The sequence below is a fragment of the Phyllobacterium myrsinacearum genome, assembly GCF_014138285.1.
Lineage (GTDB): Bacteria > Pseudomonadota > Alphaproteobacteria > Rhizobiales > Rhizobiaceae > Phyllobacterium > Phyllobacterium myrsinacearum_A.
On record NZ_JACGXN010000001.1, the window covers coordinates 1 to 17927 of the forward strand.

The 17927-nt window shown below is 52.7% G+C and carries 17 protein-coding genes, 2 tRNA genes and 1 pseudogene; 8 read left to right on the forward strand and 12 right to left on the reverse strand.

Annotation, left to right across the window (positions count from 1 at the left end; translation table 11 throughout):
- Nucleotides 1-299: 299 nt before the first annotated feature.
- From FHW16_RS00005 to FHW16_RS00020, 4 genes and pseudogenes are all read right to left on the reverse strand, one after another.
- Nucleotides 300-1895, reverse strand: coding sequence for an alginate O-acetyltransferase AlgX-related protein (locus FHW16_RS00005; RefSeq protein ID WP_182547141.1), 1596 nt, complete (start codon nt 1893-1895; stop codon nt 300-302).
- Entirely contained in the window at nt 1896-3188 is a 1293-nt protein-coding gene (locus tag FHW16_RS00010) for an MBOAT family O-acyltransferase (protein WP_210277994.1), read from the reverse strand. It lies immediately after the preceding gene.
- Between the two features lie 302 nt (nt 3189-3490).
- A pseudogene (locus tag FHW16_RS00015) lies at nt 3491-3832 on the reverse strand (3'-5' exonuclease); the annotation flags it as partial.
- Nucleotides 3807-4148, reverse strand: a complete 342-nt coding sequence (locus FHW16_RS00020) for a hypothetical protein (RefSeq protein ID WP_182547143.1) — start codon at nt 4146-4148, stop codon at nt 3807-3809. The gene FHW16_RS00020 and the pseudogene FHW16_RS00015, both read right to left, overlap by 26 nt.
- Nucleotides 4149-4258: 110 nt before the next feature.
- On the opposite strand from FHW16_RS00020, the gene FHW16_RS00025 reads away from it, so the two are divergent.
- The 3 genes from FHW16_RS00025 to FHW16_RS29195 all read left to right on the forward strand — a co-directional run bounded on the left by FHW16_RS00025 (nt 4259) and on the right by FHW16_RS29195 (nt 5419).
- Nucleotides 4259-4507, forward strand: a complete 249-nt coding sequence (locus tag FHW16_RS00025; RefSeq protein ID WP_182547144.1) for a hypothetical protein — start codon at nt 4259-4261, stop codon at nt 4505-4507.
- A gap of 61 nt (nt 4508-4568) precedes the next feature.
- On the forward strand, nt 4569-5039 hold the full coding sequence (locus FHW16_RS29190; protein ID WP_348643831.1) for a hypothetical protein: 471 nt from the start codon (nt 4569-4571) through the stop codon (nt 5037-5039).
- Nucleotides 5015-5419: an SOS response-associated peptidase family protein gene (locus tag FHW16_RS29195; protein WP_348643832.1), complete on the forward strand. Its 405-nt coding sequence runs from the start codon at nt 5015-5017 to the stop codon at nt 5417-5419. Before FHW16_RS29190 ends, FHW16_RS29195 begins: the two co-directional genes overlap by 25 nt.
- A 188-nt stretch (nt 5420-5607) precedes the next feature.
- Here the strand turns inward: FHW16_RS29195 and FHW16_RS00035 are convergent, their stop codons facing one another.
- The gene (locus tag FHW16_RS00035; protein ID WP_182547145.1) at nt 5608-6045 is read right to left on the reverse strand and encodes a VOC family protein; all 438 of its coding nucleotides are present in this window, start codon (nt 6043-6045) and stop codon (nt 5608-5610) included.
- Nucleotides 6046-6262: 217 nt separating this feature from the next.
- Between FHW16_RS00035 and FHW16_RS00040 the strand changes: the two genes are divergently transcribed.
- Together FHW16_RS00040 and FHW16_RS00045 are read left to right on the forward strand one after the other, a co-directional pair.
- On the forward strand, nt 6263-6688 hold the full coding sequence (locus FHW16_RS00040; RefSeq protein WP_182547146.1) for a GNAT family N-acetyltransferase: 426 nt from the start codon (nt 6263-6265) through the stop codon (nt 6686-6688).
- Nucleotides 6689-7238: 550 nt separating this feature from the next.
- Nucleotides 7239-7475, forward strand: coding sequence for a hypothetical protein (locus FHW16_RS00045; RefSeq protein ID WP_246711588.1), 237 nt, complete (start codon nt 7239-7241; stop codon nt 7473-7475).
- Between the two features lie 265 nt (nt 7476-7740).
- Here FHW16_RS00045 and FHW16_RS00050 read toward each other — a convergent pair whose 3' ends face one another.
- The 3 genes from FHW16_RS00050 to FHW16_RS00060 form a co-directional block, all read right to left on the reverse strand.
- Nucleotides 7741-8016, reverse strand: coding sequence for a DUF982 domain-containing protein (locus tag FHW16_RS00050; protein ID WP_182547148.1), 276 nt, complete (start codon nt 8014-8016; stop codon nt 7741-7743).
- Nucleotides 8010-8249, reverse strand: coding sequence for a hypothetical protein (locus FHW16_RS00055; protein ID WP_182547149.1), 240 nt, complete (start codon nt 8247-8249; stop codon nt 8010-8012). The genes FHW16_RS00050 and FHW16_RS00055 overlap by 7 nt, the downstream gene beginning before the upstream one ends.
- A 276-nt stretch (nt 8250-8525) precedes the next feature.
- Nucleotides 8526-8990, reverse strand: coding sequence for a DUF1515 family protein (locus FHW16_RS00060; RefSeq protein ID WP_348643833.1), 465 nt, complete (start codon nt 8988-8990; stop codon nt 8526-8528).
- A gap of 858 nt (nt 8991-9848) precedes the next feature.
- Here FHW16_RS00060 and FHW16_RS00065 point away from each other — a divergent pair.
- Nucleotides 9849-10619, forward strand: a complete 771-nt coding sequence (locus tag FHW16_RS00065; protein ID WP_182547151.1) for a YoaK family protein — start codon at nt 9849-9851, stop codon at nt 10617-10619.
- A gap of 876 nt (nt 10620-11495) precedes the next feature.
- On the opposite strand, the gene FHW16_RS00070 is transcribed toward FHW16_RS00065, so the two are convergent.
- Nucleotides 11496-11572 (reverse strand) — tRNA-Asp (locus FHW16_RS00070).
- Between the two features lie 189 nt (nt 11573-11761).
- Here FHW16_RS00070 and FHW16_RS00075 point away from each other — a divergent pair.
- A tRNA-Val gene (locus FHW16_RS00075) sits at nt 11762-11837 on the forward strand.
- A 283-nt stretch (nt 11838-12120) separates the two neighbouring features.
- Here the strand turns inward: FHW16_RS00075 and FHW16_RS00080 are convergent.
- Nucleotides 12121-12513: a GFA family protein gene (locus FHW16_RS00080; RefSeq protein ID WP_182547152.1), complete on the reverse strand. Its 393-nt coding sequence runs from the start codon at nt 12511-12513 to the stop codon at nt 12121-12123.
- Between the two features lie 352 nt (nt 12514-12865).
- On the opposite strand from FHW16_RS00080, the gene FHW16_RS00085 reads away from it, so the two are divergent.
- Complete coding sequence (locus FHW16_RS00085) at nt 12866-13465, forward strand: HupE/UreJ family protein (RefSeq protein WP_182547153.1); 600 nt, start codon at nt 12866-12868, stop codon at nt 13463-13465.
- A 67-nt stretch (nt 13466-13532) separates the two neighbouring features.
- Here the strand turns inward: FHW16_RS00085 and lon are convergent, their stop codons facing one another.
- On the reverse strand, nt 13533-15962 hold the full coding sequence (gene lon, locus FHW16_RS00090; protein WP_182547154.1) for an endopeptidase La: 2430 nt from the start codon (nt 15960-15962) through the stop codon (nt 13533-13535).
- Between the two features lie 469 nt (nt 15963-16431).
- Nucleotides 16432-17706 (reverse strand): ATP-dependent Clp protease ATP-binding subunit ClpX, encoded by a 1275-nt coding sequence (gene clpX, locus FHW16_RS00095; RefSeq protein ID WP_091883798.1) that lies wholly within the window; start codon nt 17704-17706, stop codon nt 16432-16434.
- Nucleotides 17707-17927 lie beyond the last annotated feature (221 nt).

The following is a 17927-nucleotide window of genomic DNA, read 5'->3' on the forward strand; positions in this document are numbered from 1 at the left end:
ACAACCACAACAGACCACATTCTTCATTGGGAAACCTCACGCCTGACGAATTCGCAATGAACATTACGCTGGAAAAACAGGCCGCATGAGGCCAGGTTGAAAACCCAAGACTCTCCTAAAAACTGGAGGGAAATCGGGTCTCAGGTCAGAGAATAAGTCCGCAAAACACGGAACGGGTGGCACTACCATTCCGCCGCAAAGTTAAGATTGTGAATTTATCGCCAATCTCGCATTGGCAATACTAACGATCAAGGCAAAATGCGAGCTAGAATCACGCATCTCAAATAATTATGGACCAATTATTGCGATAACTGTGCTTGCACATTCGGCGGCATCGCAAGTTCACTCACGTATCGATCTGTTACAGCATAGAGCCTTATAGGGCCCGCAGACCTTGATAACATCGCCTTGGAAAGAGAGAAAGAAAATCCGGAGCGATCGAGCTGATTCGTATCAAGCGAATTTGCAACGTCTGGTCGAGATAGACCAACGCTTGCGGCAAAGAATATCAGTCCACCCTTTGCCACGATTACATATTCAGCTGGTCTATCCCCGCTCGTGGACCCGGCCCATCCTGATAGCGCAATAGCCCCCCCTACATCCGTAGCCTGTTCGACTACACCGCCCTGCTCAGAATTGACATCAGCCCATTGCTGCCCGTCAACGGTTACTTGGTTGCCGTGTATTACTGAGTACCCCTGGATGATTGGATAAATATTGTCATGAGCCTTACGAAGCGCAGTTGTGTAGTTCCTAATTGCAGGAGTGTTGATGTTTGCTGCAACAAATTTAGCTTCCGTTGCTGGAGGGATTTGCATATACCGCTCAACCCGCTCCTCGATGACTACATCCGGCTTTTCTTGTTCAACCATTCGAACGAATAGATCATCGTTAGGATTAGTCCAGAGCAGAACTGAACGCCTAAATTCGTTTGTTAGATACGGTGCCAGCGAAACCATGAAAGAATCATGGAAGATAAGCACCGACTTGCTTTTATCGGGACAGAGCGTCGCCGAAACGTCCCGTACTCCAGAAAAATCTCCGCCCACTGGTGGAAGGACTTGGCCCGGCACACAACCTTTAGGCTCATGCGACGGTACCGTAATATTGCTTTCCCACGTGTTGATCCGAGACATAATGGCTAGGTCACGGGGCTTAGGGTTGGCGTCCTTTACGAACCTTAGATCAGCATCGTCAGATTTCTTGCCGCCCAAAGAGGCCATGATAGCGTTATTAGCCAAGTATGCTGCCAGATCAGTCCAATGGGTATCCGTGTGATAGTAAAGGTTCCCGCCAAACCTTTGCTTCGCACTGACGAGGGTTTGAGTGAGGTTCACCACATTGTTCGAACCAGACATCCCTTCCATGATCCCGTCTAATCTAGACCGAACTGCTATCCGCAAATGATCGGGCAGAAACTCCGGATACACAGTGTGCTTATCCGGAACGATCACAACCCGGTATTCGATACCCTTGCCCGCAAGCCATTCACCCCTTTGTTGAACACTCTTTGACCATGCCGAAACCAATGCATTACTCGCGGGGACTATCCCTTGAAGATCATCAAGTGAACCGTCATCAGCATAAAAAAGCCAATTGCCGGTCCCAGCGATTACGCGACTCGAAGACGACGCCTTGAAAAGATTGTAATATAGCCATCCTTGCAGGTCGAGAAACCGTTCTCGAAAACCAAAATGATCGTTGATGTAGGCATCAATGCCTTTTTGATATGCAAGGGTACCATCCCACGTACCGTTCCATTTCGGAAATGCTGCTAAGACGCGCTGCTCGCTCGTTGTACCGTTCGAGACAAACAGGGCGCTGAATGGAATACAGACCGTCGCTAGAAACACAGACACTAATACCATATTGGTGATTTTTTGAAGTCTTGGCATTTAGAACCTGAAATAGATAAATGGGTTGTACGTCGATCCAGAAAGTTGAGCTACACTGAGATAGAAAATAACCAAGGTGCACACGGTACGGATCACCGGCATTATTTTACTCATATGGCGATCAACAACTATTCCGACAGGGCTTGGATAGGGCTCCTTAGCATGGGATGGGAACCGCCTGTTTTTCCAATCGCGTGCCAGGAATGTCGCGATAGGAGTTGCAAGAATGATTGCGATGACGATGAAGAAATAAAGCTTGAATGAAAGTACTGGAGCAATGGGCCCTACCAAGGCGACCCCATCGCCGAAGCCACTCATGGCTTTCAGATATTTAATCGAATGGGGGAAATCATTGGCCTTGAAGAACACCCAGCCAATCATCACAAACAATATTGTGTAAATCCGTGTAAATAATGGCGGTGATTTATCAAGAATTTCTCCAAATTTACCACGTTCGATCATCAGGAGTGCTCCATGGAACATGCCCCACAGAACGAAATTCCAACTTGCCCCGTGCCAAAGTCCGCAGAGAAAGAACACTGCAAATAGATTAAATCTTGTCCGAATGTATCCACCGCGATTTCCCCCAAGAGGGATATAGACATAATCGCGAAACCAAGTAGACAATGATAGATGCCACCGGCGCCAGAATTCGCGAATGGATTTGGCTATGTAGGGATAGTTAAAATTCTCGGGGAACTCAAACCCAAACATCCTGCCGAGACCAATTGCCATGTCAGAGTAACCCGAAAAATCAAAGTAAATCTGAAGCGTATAACATACGATACCGATCCAAGCGGTCGCCATGGAGAGGTCGCCATTTGAAGTAGCAAACGACGCATCTGCGGCTACGGCCAATGAATTAGCGATCAGCACCTTTTTGCCAAGACCATACACAAACCGTTCAATACCAGACGAGAATCTTTCCAGCGTATTCGTACGATGCAGTAACTGATCTGCTACGTCATGAAAGCGAATGATCGGCCCTGCCACCAGCTGGGGAAAAAGAGAAATATACAACCCCATCGTCAATGGGTTTTTCAGCGGAGCTGCCTGACGCCGATAAATGTCGACCAGATAGGAAATGGCGTGGAAAGTATAGAAGGAAATACCGAGAGGTAGCGCAACCTCATTAAAGTGAACAGAATGCCCGAGAAAAGGTGCTATCACCGACATGACACTGCCTGCGACAAACGCGAAATATTTGAAATATCCCAGCATTATCAAATCGGCCATTATACCAACCGACAACCAGATAACTTCCCACTTTTTTCCTTTTGTCAGTCCCATCATTACGCTGATCACCCAATTCATCAGAATCGAACCGAGCATTATGATAACGAAATGAGGCTCACCCCAAGCGTAGAACACCAGACTTGCGATTAGCAGTACTGTGTTTCTGATTTTATTGTTCGCGAGATAGTACAGTGCAAGTACTATTGGCAAGAACGCAAAGAGAAATGTCGTTGAACTAAATACCAATTGTCGCCTACACCGATGAATTATGAATGCATGCGAGCTACCCTAGTTTCGTGCGCAAAACAACCCTGCGCATGCGATCATTTCTTTGAAACCACAGCTCATTGAGTCACCCTCTACCCCCACATGCCCCTCATCCTAGCGGCGATATTCACACGCACATTTTTCGCTTCAACCTGCTTCAGGGTATCTGCCCGCATCTTGGGCCACGTCGTGCATTCGAAATACTGCAGCAGCGTTGCCGGAATAAACATCGTCCGCGAAGCGTAAACGTGCCGGTTACCCTATGAGTTCTGACCGTGTGTGAAGAATCGTTTGGGCACCACAAGATGCAGATCATCCTTTGCGCGGGTCATTGCGACGTAAAGCAGCCGCCTTTCCTCCTCGAGTTCCGGCTTTGATCCGGCGCCAAGGTCGGAGGGCATGCAGCCATCAACAACATTGAGAACATAGAGGGATTACCGTCTCAATCACCACTACAATGACGATGACGAAGGTTTCGTCATCTAGTGCTTCACCGAGCGGGAAAGCGCCGAGATATTCCTCAAGACTTTCGATGGCCACTGGATCACACCCGAACAGCGCAGGAAGGGCACCTGGCGCTCGCCGTGCGTGCGCCAACTGGTGGGCCGGTATAGCTAGAAAGAAGTCATTGAACGGGCCGAAAGACACGGACCTTTTTGTGATCTGGAAAGCTGGGACGATCTCTATGGCTATTGTAATAACTGCTGCCGGGACGGATTGGTCGATCGATACGATCTTGAGCGGAAGCATGGGAAGTACGCTAGGATCAATAGTTTGGCCCCGCTGCTCAAATGCAGTCTCTGCAAGGGCAAACACATGAACGAATTTGGCACGCGAAACCGACCGCGGGATTAACCATCGTGGCAAAGTTGCGCGTCTATATAGCGTTCGTGACCAACTTGGAGGCATTCATTGATCTGGCCAGCTACGAGATTCTGTTTGCTGTTTGCACGGAATGCAGCCGGGCAAAACAGATCGACCGCTACGAGCTTGCAAAGAAGTATGGATTGTACTCTCCAATCAATGCGATCAGACCGAAACTCAAATGCAACGCCTGTGACAGGAAGACAGTCTCGGTCGTCGGCAAGGCAAACGGGCCTCGGGATTGAGCATCTTGTGATCGCAGCCGGATCAATTATCATTCGTGAAATAAAACTCTTGGTGGGATGAATGCATAAAATACTGGCAATTTTCTCTAGCATCATGTTGTCCCTAATGTCCCATAGAATGGTGGCTAGCGCCTCAACACTGTTTGATGAGTTGCTTGCTTTCAAAACTAAAGGGACTGGCACAGAGCGAGCAACATCGACCACGATCATAAGCACCAATAACCATGAAATCCTCATGGGCATGATTGATGGAACGTGGATTGATCTCGCAATTAGCGACCTTACGAATGAAGCCAGTTTCGACAAAGCGGATTTGGGGACGCTGTCCGTAATGTGCAACCTTTATAGAATGACCACCGGCTTTCAGGCGATGCGCGATCTCTTCAAGGGGATCGGCAATCGAACGAACCGAAACGAGTTCGATGAGGATACCTATCCGGACTATCCAGCCCCAATAGCCCGCAAGGACGCAGACGGCGAAATGGAGCTGGCGGTGCTGCGTTGGGCATGCCGACACCGGCAAAGCATTTGAAGCCCAACGCCAAGACTGGCGTAACCGTCGACAGTGGTGTTACAAATGTCCGAAAGTCATGGATACCGCACTGGCAGACTTGGATGGGTAAGGAAAACCGTTGCGTTGTGCCCGTCACCCGATTTTCTGAGTATGGCAGCGTCCGCGATCCCATCACAAACAATCTTCCGCTCTACTGGTTTGCGCTGAATGAGGACAAGCCCCTGTTCTGGTTTGCAGGTGTGTGGACGAAATGGAGCGGAGTGCGCAAGGCAAAGGAAGGCCCGATTGATACGGAGATATTCGCCTTCCTGACAACGCGCCCGAATGCTGTCGTCGAATCCATCCACTCCAAGGCGATGCCCGTCATCCTGCGCACGCCCGAAGAAATCGACATTTAGCTGAATGCTCCGAGGAAAGAGGCGCTTAGGCTTCAAAAGCCCCTGCCCGACGACGAACTAATCGTATTGCCACCCGAGCCTCCCAAACTGGAAGAATTAATATGGGAATGAGCGATAACAGAGTGACAAGTCAACCTCACGCGCTCGCTGACGTCGATCACTCTTTCCTATTTGTCTTCGTATCACTCTCAGCTGAGCTCCTGGGCGAGTCCGATGAGTATCCCTTCAGGTCCACGGATGTAGCAGAGCCGATACACGTCTTTATACTGGACTACTTCACCTACAAGTTGCGCGCCACGCTTGCGGAGCCTTTCAAGCGTCTCGTCTATATCGTCCACGGCGAACATGACACGAAGGTAACCCAGGGCGTTGACCGGAGCGTTGCGGTGATCTTCGACGACAGGCGGCGTGAGGAAGCAGGAGAGCTCGAGGCGGTTATGGCCGTCCGGTGTGCGCATCATAGCAATCTCGACACGCTGATCGCCCAGTCCAGTCACACGTCCAGCCCATTCTCCTTCGATCATACCCCGCCCTTCGAGCTCAAGGCCCAGCTCGAGAAAGAAATCGATCGCCACGTCCAGGTCTGCGACGACGATTCCTACGTTGTCCATTCGTTTGATTGCCATGTACCCAATCTCCAAAGTATCGTCCTAATCTATAAGGTGGCGCCTAATCTGACAACGGACGCTCAAGTTGCCCTAACCCTGAAACGGACTGTTACTCCACTTGACTCTTTGGTTATTGAGAACAAAATTGAAACAGGTTTCAGCTAAAGAAACACTCGAATTGAAGTAAACGCACCAAGAGCAAGAAACAGATCGTTGACCAGCTGGTAATGAAAACATGAAAATTGAAATGCGGCTGGCCGCGTTGAATGATCTGGATGCTCTGACGTCTCTTGATACCATCACTCCCACCTATCCAGAGCGTACCAAAGAAATAAAACAATGGATCGACGCGAACGAATGTTTTGTGGCTTGTCATAATAACGAAATCGCCGCCTACGGTGTTTTCAACTACCATTTCTTTCGCTCAGGCATGATTGAAATGGTCATGGTTGGGACGGCATTCCGAAAGAAGGGCGTCGGCGCTGCCCTGCTGCGCTACTTTATAGATATCTGCACAACACCGAAAATTTGGGCAACAACAAACCTCTCAAATCAGGCAATGCAGAGGCTTCTCTCTCAAGCTAGCTTTAGTCCGAGCGGGTACGTTCATAACCTGGACGATAACGATCCGGAGCTCGTATTTGTCAAGTTTTTGGCATAGTCTGCAGGCGAGAGCATATCAATGAAGATAAAGGCTCCAAGGGCCAAGGGGAATTATTCTGACCGCTATGCTGATTGCCAGATGGCGATTGAGAATAGATTGATCTGATCCGTGCGGCTTCGCACCTGAGCAGAGGAAGGCCGCAATGAGGTTTCCCGTTCTGATTCAGCAAGCGCTATGGAACTGGGGGTATTGCGGGGTACCGTGCACGGCTGGGCTGGTTTCAAACAGTAAAATCTCACTTCCGCTTCAATGCCTCAGCTTCCTCAAGACGCTTTAACAGATTCTCGAACAATTCATTGTTGGGCATGAGTGCATAGCGGGATCGCAGACTTTCTCGTAATTGGGATTGGCCAATCTGTTTGCGAAACTCCTTGGCTTTCATTGCATTTCTGTCGTCATGAGTAGTCATGTTAACCGCCCTGATATCTTCCAGAACAGTTCAAGCGGCAATACGTTCCATGGGCAAAGACCGCTGACTAAAGAGCCCAATTGAAAATCTGATCGTCAGGTATATATTCATGCCAATTTGGTCATGGAGCTGCACAGCATGGTAAGAAATCTGGACCACAGATTAGAGTGCAAGGACTGCGGAACCATCTATCTCACTATTCCAGAGAACGTCGACGACAAGACCCAGATCCATTGCTCGACGTGTGGTTTATTGTTGGGGACATGGGGTGATTTGGAGACTGATTTTGCCGAGCAAGGCGGGCAGAACGGCGTGTTCAAAATGGACGACGGCCAGATCACGCCGATTGCAGAGGGACGTAAGTTATCGTCCTGATCAACGGCGCTCCCGAATGAATATGATTGCCTCTTTCGCAGAAGGTAAGAATGACGCCCTCGCCTACCTGGCATCAAGAACATTCTCGACTCGAGCCATTAGTTCCAAAGGAACTTTCTCGGTCAGCCAGCCATAAAGCCAGATTTAGGCACCGGCCCGGATCGGCTGCTTGGTGCGGCAGACCTAACCCCGGACGAGCCGGTGAAAATCGACAACCTGCACCAAGCACCCGGAACACCAGCGCGAATGTGAAGACGAACGATCTTCAGTGATGTTCCCGGCTAGGCGTGCGCTCGTGCACATAAATATCAATGGCCTTTGCCGCGTCGATAAAGGCCCTGCGGGCTTCGTCACCTGATCGTTTGCTTTCCAAGGCTTCGGCACAAGCCCGTATCGCAATATGGTATTTGCGGCCCTTGTCAGCCGGCCATTCATTGGACAGGAATACAAGAGCTTCATGAATGGAGCGAATTGAAACTACCCGAGCACCATTACCCAACTGAAGATTCACATGTTCAAATGGATGGTTTTCCATCAGCATGGCCCCTCGTCTGCTTGACCGGCTTTCTCCTCAACCAGTGCGTCAATTGCCCGGCGGACCTCGCGGTAATTCCAACCCGCCAGTTCGGCCTCATCCGCAATTACCCGGATGTCGCTTGTGGAAACCTCATCCAGAAATCGTTCCCGCATAACCTCCATGCAATGGGCATGGCGCTGTTCTGGCGTCTGATATTCATATTCGGTCAAAGGACCGACAATCTCTGCACGAATCATGATTGAAATCCTCCTGCCCCGTAACGTTGTCGAGGCGAGAGGGTTCCAGAAAAGCAAAAAAGCCCCGCCGTATCAGGCACCCCGATTCAGACACCGCAAAAAATCGAGAAAGTCGGGAACTATCGCACACGAACTACGTTGATTCCTTGCCGAGCAAGCACTGGACCTGTTTCAGAAACGCTACTCGACAGGGGCTCAGTATCGTCAAACGGGTTAAACTGTGAGGCAATCTGGGCCCCACTACCAAGTGCTGGAAGTTTGAACCCGATCTGCGATTTAGACGCGCTCGCAGATCGGGTTTAACGTGTCAGACTGCTGCTTCTTGAAATTGTCATACCATGTGCCCACGTTTGGATTGTTGTCGCTCTCCAGTGTCAACATGAGGCCCGGTGATATTCTTCCCCCGTTGACGATTGCCGGGCCTCGCCTATGAAATGGCCTCGCCAACCATTCGACTGAGTTCGCGAGCGTAACACCAAGAGCCGTACCGGCAAGGCCGACGAGACCCCGATCCCCATCCACTTTCTTCATTTCGTCCCTGATCTTCTTACTGTCATCGATCTTAGCAGAGATGGATGCCATATGAATTTTGATGCCGCTGACTTTTTCGATCAGTCCATCCATGCGGCGATGAACGACGGCTTGCTTTTCATCCACCTCCCGGGTTTCAGCGCCCGCCCTGCGGTCGGATGCGTCCATATCCCGGCGCAAAGCTTTCAAATTGAGCCGATATCGTGCCAATGGCTTTATAGAGGTCGTTGAGACTGGCCGCCGTCATCTTTGCGGGTCGCTCAATGCCCGCACAGACCCAACTGTGATGAAGGGCAAGTTTGCCGCAGTCGGGAGACTTTTCGAGGAATTTTATGATTCATTCCCATGGTTCAGACAACAAGAACGGCGATCGGCATCCCCACCGCCCCAGCGGATTCATTCGCCTGAACGACGGCAAGCTATTTAAATCGTCTGGTCAGATACGGCGCCGATGGACCCGCGACGGATGGGAATTCACACAGAACATATAAACATTAGCTGAGTACGACGCTTGCCAGCCGTGAGGATCTGCACATGGTACGAGCTTCCTGTAATGTATCGGCAACATTGACGCGTCAACATAGCGCGTTGGGCGTCGAAACCCCTTCGAGGCTGGCTTTGTGCTGCCGAGACCGCACGTTGCGGTTTCCTTCCTCGAAGAGTTCCGAACTTCCAGATCACCAGAACCGGGAGACCGACATGTCTGAAGCTACCAAGAATGTTCTGTTCTATGGTGCAATCGGCATGGCAGCACTTTGCGCGCTCGCCATATGTTACATCGGGATCGTGGCTTAGAGTGCCGCAGCGTCGGCAAAGAACGCGTTTACATGCACTGGCGAGAAGTCCAATTGCAGGTCACTGCTGCATGTTGTCGGATAGCAATAATCAATGGCAATCGGATCAGTCATGCAAAGAAACTGCAACGCATTGAATTAATAGACCAGATTCCATTGGCAGACGGGGGGGGGTCCCGGCGCTTGGAGCTCAACCCTGCGTCTGGCAAGGCTGATCGGGGATTATCTGATCTGTCTGACGGAAAGGTGTCCATGGAGCTTGGCGTCTTCCGCCATGGTCCGGATCGTGGCCCTATCTTGCTTTTCAGCCGGGACTCAGCACTGCTCACAATCACAACATGATGCAAGGTTCGCAATGCTTATCCAAGAGGGCGACAGTCGTACCACTCGTATCGACCTAATGCTGGCGGCCATACTCGCGTTTGTTGCCGGCACGGTCAACAGTGCCGGCTATTTCGCATTTGGATATTTCTCCGCCAATATGACAGGCAATGTTTCGCTCATCTCCGACCATATCTCGCTCGAACAATTTGCTATCGCTACAGCCTTCGCATCAATCGTGGTGCTGTTCATCATGGGAGCATTCGCAGCCTCCCTGTTTATCCAGCTCGGCAAACATAAGAACTGGCGGAGGGTTTATGCGCTCACACTTCTTGCGGAAGCGTGCCTCCTCCTTGTTGTGGGAGCCTTGGATATTCACGGTTCCGGCCCTTTGATAGGGACATTGATCGTCGGCATCCTGAGCTTTACAATGGGAATTCAGAACGCTGCCTCAACGCGCATGTCGACGGGCCGGGTCAGAACAACCCACGTTTCGGGCGTAGCGACGGATATCGGCGTCGGACTGGCAACTCTGTGGCACTCGCATAGCAAGGAAGCAAGCAGCGCAACAATCCAGCGATTGAAGCTGCATTCTGCTACGATCGTTTCTTTCCTGTTCGGTGGAATTGTCGGTGTCTTTTCTTACCGACTGATGCAAGGTGCCATTTTCTGGGCAGCGTCTGTTCCGCTATTTTTGCTGTGCGCCAGATATCTTAAGCGCTGAAGGACGAGGACGTTTCTTTTCATTGGTCGCGGAGACAGGGTTTGAACCTGCGAGCCACCGGGCTGCTCTACTCGGACATACTGAAAGAATCTGTGAGCCCTACGGACCGGAATTAGATGCTAACGTCGAGGTACATGGAGCACTAATTCGATGTCCCGTCATTCAAATAGTTTCCCCATAAGAATGTGGCTTGCGGTGAGCACATTCTTGGTTGTCACGACACCATCAATTGCCTGGTCATCACCGATGCTCAGGTGGGATTCAAATGACAAGGGCTTTTGGATTGTTGCAGCCAATCCTGATGACCGACCATACAACTGTTCCACGACATATAAACTGTCATACGGGGGCCAAAGCGATACTCGTACCGAGAGCTTTTTTGTTCCGCCGAAATCCAATGGGGTTGCGTTTGTTAAAACAGTAAACTTGCCACCAAACACCCCGTGGACTGCCGTACAAATAGATCAGCCCAGTTGCTATTGACGTTTTCACCATAGATGTCCATGGCGGGAGGCCGTGAAGCTCTTCCCCCAGCACTCGGCAAATATTCCCTGTCCCTGGGTCCGCCGATCGGCGCAAATCACCTGATGGCCTTGAAGTCGACGAGGCCCGAAAGCTCACGGCGGCAGACGGCCAGCTCCTAGGCGTCGCAGTTGTCGGCCAAACTTGCGAATTCCACGGGAGAATCAAAGAAGCTTGAACAGACTTATGCCCCGGTACACGTGAACGCGGTGTGCAGTGCAGATACAGCGGGCCTAGCTGGCAGAATTAACAACCGGGAGAACAAATGACGCTCAAAAGTTGGAGCAGTCAGTCTGGCGTTCCGACTTTCCCCGAAGGGACCAATTCAATGTCATTGATTTTAAAGGGCAAAAGTGGCGCGAGTGACGGGGCTCGAACCCGCGACCTCCGGCGTGACAGGCCGGCACTCTAACCAACTGAGCTACACCCGCGCACTTTGCAAACCAGAAATTCATCTGGTGTGAGGCGTCGTTTAAGGGGTTCGCGGGGGAGTGTCAAGCGCTTCTCGACACGAAAAATGCGATTGTGAAAAACTCTTCAAACAAATCATAAAAGTGTCAAATACCCCCTTGCCAATGGCGCGCGAAACGCCTAAACGCTCCCCACACACCCTCTGTGAGGGGCGATTAGCTCAGTTGGTAGAGCGCTTCGTTTACACCGAAGATGTCGGGAGTTCGAGTCTCTCATCGCCCACCATTCTCCTTCCTGGAAATCAATGACTTACATCAACCTCTGCTCAGGGGCGTGATTCATCGCCACTGAAAAAGCCCGCCAACTGATGTTCTTATGCGAGGCAAGCCAATCAGAGTGCTCACATGCGGATCCAAACGCATTCTGTCTAAAATAACAAAGGAAGCCCAGGTTTCTCCACTTTTACCAAGATTCGGTGGCGCTGTTCACGGGCACCTGTTTCGAAGTGCTGCTCACGGCATACACCTCTGTCACCTCCTGACAGGGTCTTCGCACCAATTCGTGCGGCCTACTCCTCCAGGCGACTCGCTGCGTCACGATCGCGGTCATACCGTCTCTTGAGCGGAAACGGCGGCAACCAGGACTCGCGGCGGATGGTCCAGAGTTCGTAGGTTGGCGTCAGTTGGTCAGGGGCATCGAGGGATCCCAGGTTCACTTCGATTTCATCCGCGGAGCGTGCAAAAACGGACGAGCCGCACCGGGGGCAGAAAAACCGCCCGGCATAGTCGCGGGTTTCACCACTGATCGTCACAGCCTCCTGAGGGAATATAGCGGAAGCGTGGAAAAGCGCCCCATGGTGCTTGCGGCAGTCGAGACAGTGACAGATGCCGACCCGGTATGGGAGTCCCGAGGCCACAATTCGAACGTTGCCGCATAGGCAGCCGCCCGTGATTCGGTCCATGCTGCGCCTCCTTTGAAATCAAGTAGCGGAATATTTACAACGGGCAGGACTGTTATTGCAATTGCGCACTGCAGGCGGCGCCACGCTACATCAACGGCCGTACCGCAACCGTCTGCTGCGCGCAAAAGGTGAGGCCGTCTACCTGCGTGGTTTTCGCGGCAGAAATTCCAGCGGGAGTTGGCACCCGACGACTTCTGCTGGTTCGGACTGCCCAAAGGGAGGAGCAGGCTCATGCCGCGCTTTCCCCGCCAATATCGACCTGGCGCAGCATTTTGCCCGTTGCGCCCGGCGTTTTCTGCGGCAACAATGATGTTCTCCTTCCAAGAGACAAACCAAATAATGGGAACATCACATGTCAACGACCCCGTCACGCATCACCGTCTTTTCACTCGCCATGCTTTACCCTGCCCTTGCCCACGCGCATGTGGGCGTAGGTGAAACCAGCGGCTTTACCCACGGCTTTGCTCACCCTATCTCCGGCCTTGATCATGTTCTCGCGATGATTCTTGTCGGCGTCTTTGCCTTTCAGCTGGGAGGCCGAGCGCTCTGGCTCGTTCCTGCGGCCTTTGTCGGCATGATGGCTGCCGGTGGTGCGCTCGGCGCCGCCGGCATCAACGTGCCCTTCGTGGAACTCGGAATCGCGCTCTCGGTCATCGTGCTGGGCGCCGCGGTTGCCTTTGAGATCAAGGCGCCGGCTGCAATAGCAGTTGCCCTTGTTGGCCTGTTTGCCGTCTTCCACGGCCATGCCCATGGTGCGGAAATGCCTGAGAGTGCCGGTGGGCTCGCCTATGCCGGTGGTTTCATGGCTGCAACCGCCCTGCTCCACGTTGCCGGTATCGGAATTGGCTTTGGCATCGGCAAAATCAGTCAGCGTGTGGGTCCAGGCATCGTGCGGATCATCGGCGGGCTGGCAGCTCTGGCCGGTGTCGGCATCCTCACAGGCACCCTCTAAAGGGCTACAGGCTCGAATCAAAAAGCCGGGCAATTTCTTGCCCGGCTTTTTTCATTGAGTGTGGTGCTTAGTGCGCGATCTGGTTCGCGGCATCGTCCTCGTTCGTGGCTGCTGCCGGTACATGGACCGGTTCGGTCCACTGGATCGGCACAGGTGCACGAACAAGCGCATGCTTGAGCACGTCATTCGCGTGGCTGACAGGAATGATCTCAAGGCCATTCTTCACATTGTCCGGAATCTCCGCCAGATCCTTGGCGTTCTCTTCCGGGATCAGAACCGTCTTGATGCCGCCGCGCAGCGCGGCAAGCAGCTTCTCTTTCAGGCCACCGATTGGCAGTACCCTGCCGCGCAGCGTAATCTCGCCGGTCATGGCAATGTCTTTACGAACCGGAATACCGGTCAGGATCGAGACAATCGCCGTCACCATGGCAACACCAGCCGATGGACCATCCTTCGGCGTTGCGCCTTCCGGCACGTGCACGTGGATATCCCTGCGGTCGAACAGTGGTGGCTCGACACCGAAATCGATGGCTCTGGAGCGGACATAGGATGCCGCCGCAGAAATCGATTCCTTCATCACGTCGCGCAGATTGCCCGTAACCGTCATGCGGCCCTTGCCGGGCATCATGACGCCTTCAATGGTCAGCAATTCGCCGCCCACTTCGGTCCAGGCAAGCCCTGTGACAACGCCAACCTGATCTTCACCGTCGATCTGGCCGAAGCGGAACTTCTGCACGCCGAGATAGTCGTTGATGTTGGCCTCAGTGACCTTCACCGACTTCACCTTGGATTTCGACTTCAGAATTTCCGTCACTGCCTTGCGGGCAAGCTTCATCAATTCACGTTCGAGACTGCGCACACCAGCTTCCCGCGTGTAATCACGGACGATGGCACGGATCGCGCCTTCCGATACGGAAAACTCCTTCGGCTGCAACGCATGGTCGCGGATGGCCTTGGGCAGCAGGTGCCGTTTGGCAATCTCAACCTTCTCGTCTTCCGTGTAACCGGCAATACGGATGATCTCCATACGATCCATCAGCGGACCAGGAATGTTCAGCGTATTGGCTGTCGTCACGAACATCACGTTCGAAAGGTCATATTCGACCTCCAGATAGTGATCCATGAACGTTGAGTTCTGCTCCGGATCGAGCACCTCAAGCAGAGCCGATGATGGATCGCCGCGGAAATCCTGGCCCATCTTGTCGATTTCATCGAGCAGGAAGAGCGGATTGGACTTCTTTGCCTTCTTCATCGACTGGATGACCTTGCCGGGCATCGAACCGATATAGGTACGGCGGTGACCACGGATTTCAGCCTCGTCACGCACGCCGCCAAGCGACATGCGGATGTATTCACGGCCGGTTGCCTTGGCGATCGAACGCGCCAGCGAGGTCTTGCCGACACCGGGAGGACCAACGAGGCACAGGATCGGACCCTTGATCTTGGTCGACCGCGCCTGTACGGCGAGATATTCCACGATCCGGTCTTTCACCTTGTCGAGGCCGTAATGCTCGGCATCCAGAATCTCGTCAGCAAGGTTCAGGTCGTTCTTGACCTTCGACTTCTTGTTCCACGGAATGGTCAGCAGCCAGTCGAGATAGTTGCGAACAACTGTCGCCTCGGCGGACATCGGGCTCATCTGGCGAAGCTTCTTCAGCTCCTGATTGGCCTTCTCACGTGCTTCCTTGGAGAACTTCGTCTTCTTGATGCGCTCTTCCAGTTCGGCTGCCTCGTCGCGGCCATCTTCGCCGTCGCCAAGTTCCTTCTGGATCGCCTTCATCTGTTCATTGAGGTAGTACTCGCGCTGGGTTTTCTCCATCTGGCGCTTGACGCGCGAGCGGATACGCTTTTCCACCTGAAGAACGGAAATCTCCGACTCCATGAATGACATGGCCTTTTCCAGCCGTGCGCGCACGGACAGAATGGACAGCATGTCCTGCTTCTCAGGAATCTTGATCGCAAGATGCGAAGCAACCGTATCGGCCAGCTTCGAGTAATCCTCGATCTGTCCGGCAGCGCCAACAACTTCTGGCGAAATCTTCTTGTTCAGCTTCACGTAGTTTTCAAAATCCGACACGACAGAGCGGGCCAGGGCTTCGATTTCAACAGGGTCTTCGGCGGGTTCCGCCAGCGTCGTGGCATTGGCCTCGTGATAATCCTCACGATCACTGAAACTGGTGATTTCAGCGCGGGCAATACCTTCGACCAAAACCTTGACCGTACCATCCGGCAGTTTCAGCAACTGCAGGACATTGGCAATGGTACCGATGTTGTAGATGGCATCCGCCTGCGGATCATCATCCGCAGCGTTCTTCTGTGTGGCAAGCAGGATTTGCTTGTCGACGCCCATCACTTCCTCGAGTGCGCGAATGGATTTTTCGCGACCGACAAAGAGCGGAACGATCATGTGTGGGAAGACAACGATATCGCGCAGCGGCAAAACGGCATAAAGCCCGTTTTCCCCACCCGCCGGTGTCTTCTTGCTTGCAACCGTCATTTCATGTCCTTTCTCAGGCCAGTCGGCCTAGATCGCCACATCCGGGTACCCTTTGGTTGCCTGATCTTTCCAAAAAGTCGGGATCACTTTCGGGGATCATGCGAAGAGCGGCATACAACCGGTTGTGCAGCTTAACCTTTACTTGGAGTGGCGGGGCTCTTGTTTCAAGCGCCCCGGTTTCAAGCTTGGTCACAGAATCGTAATCTATCCTGCTCCTACCAAACTCCAAGCGCAATCTTTTGCGATGCAGCACACCTCTGAAGAGGATGATTTTCGTGGAAATCATCGGTCGACAGGGGCGATACTGCCCAGTCTACGCCGTTTTACCTACGCTGCTCTGCAAAAAATTGTGCGCCCCTTGTGGTTAACCAATCGTAAATATTGTTTCGTGGCGCAATTAAGACGCGACACAAATGCAAAAGGCTCCGCTGATGCGGAGCCCTTGTTTCTCAGACATTGATTCGGCGATTTAAGCCGAAACATTGCCCTTTTCTTCCTTGCGCTCGGCATAGATGTAGAGCGGGCGCGAATTGCCCTCAACCACATCGCCGGAGATCACAACTTCCTGAACACCGTCCAGCGTTGGCAGTTCGTACATCGTATCGAGCAGGATCTTTTCCATGATCGAACGAAGACCGCGCGCGCCTGTTTTGCGGGCAATGGCCCTCAGAGCGATTGCCTTCAGAGCGTCCTCATGGAACGTCAGCTCGACATTTTCCATGTCGAACAGACGCTGATACTGCTTGACCAGGGCGTTCTTCGGTTCCGACAAAATCTGCACGAGGGCAGCTTCATCGAGATCCTCGAGCGTCGCGATCACAGGCAGACGGCCGACAAATTCGGGGATAAGACCAAATTTCAGCAGATCTTCCGGCTCAAGTTCGCGGAAGATCGCGCCGACACGACGCTCGTCCGGGCTCTTGACCGCGGCGCTGAAGCCGATGGACGTCTTCTCGCCGCGTGCCGAGATGATCTTGTCGAGACCGGCAAAGGCACCACCGCAGATGAACAGGATGTTGGTCGTATCCACCTGCAGGAATTCCTGCTGGGGATGCTTGCGTCCGCCCTGCGGCGGAACGGAAGCAACCGTACCTTCCATGATCTTCAGAAGTGCCTGCTGCACACCCTCGCCCGACACGTCGCGCGTAATCGACGGGTTATCGGACTTGCGGCTGATCTTGTCGACTTCGTCGATATAGACGATGCCGCGCTGTGCCCGCTCGACATTGTAGTCGGCAGACTGAAGCAGCTTGAGAATGATGTTCTCGACATCCTCACCGACATAACCGGCTTCCGTCAGTGTCGTCGCGTCTGCCATCGTGAACGGCACGTCGATGATACGGGCGAGCGATTGCGCCAGATAGGTTTTGCCGCAACCGGTTGGACCAACGAGAAGGATGTTGGACTTCGCCAGTTCGACTTCATTGTTTTTCGATGCGTGGGCCAACCGCTTGTAGTGGTTGTGCACCGCGACAGAGAGAACACGCTTGGCATGGTTCTGACCGATGACATAATCATCGAGCACAGCCATGATTTCCTGCGGCGTCGGAACGCCTTCGCGGGATTTCACCATCGAGGATTTGTTTTCCTCGCGGATGATGTCCATGCACAGCTCGACGCATTCATCGCAGATGAAAACAGTCGGGCCCGCAATCAACTTGCGAACTTCGTGCTGGCTCTTCCCGCAAAACGAGCAATAAAGCGTATTCTTGGAATCACCGCCGCCGTTGCTGACTTTGCTCATTGCAGTTTCCTTTCAGTATCGGCGCCCTGTTTGGCCGGGAACCGTTCACCCCCTTTGGACTATGCCCTTCGGGGAATGATTCGAATAGTAATTCGAAGAATAGGCTTCCTCTACTCACCAATCACTTAACGTAGCGTCTGTTGGCCTGCATGCAAGCCGGATGTGTGGCAAAAAGTCCGCATCCGGGTCAAAAAAAGTTCATTCTTGACCCGGTGCGGCCA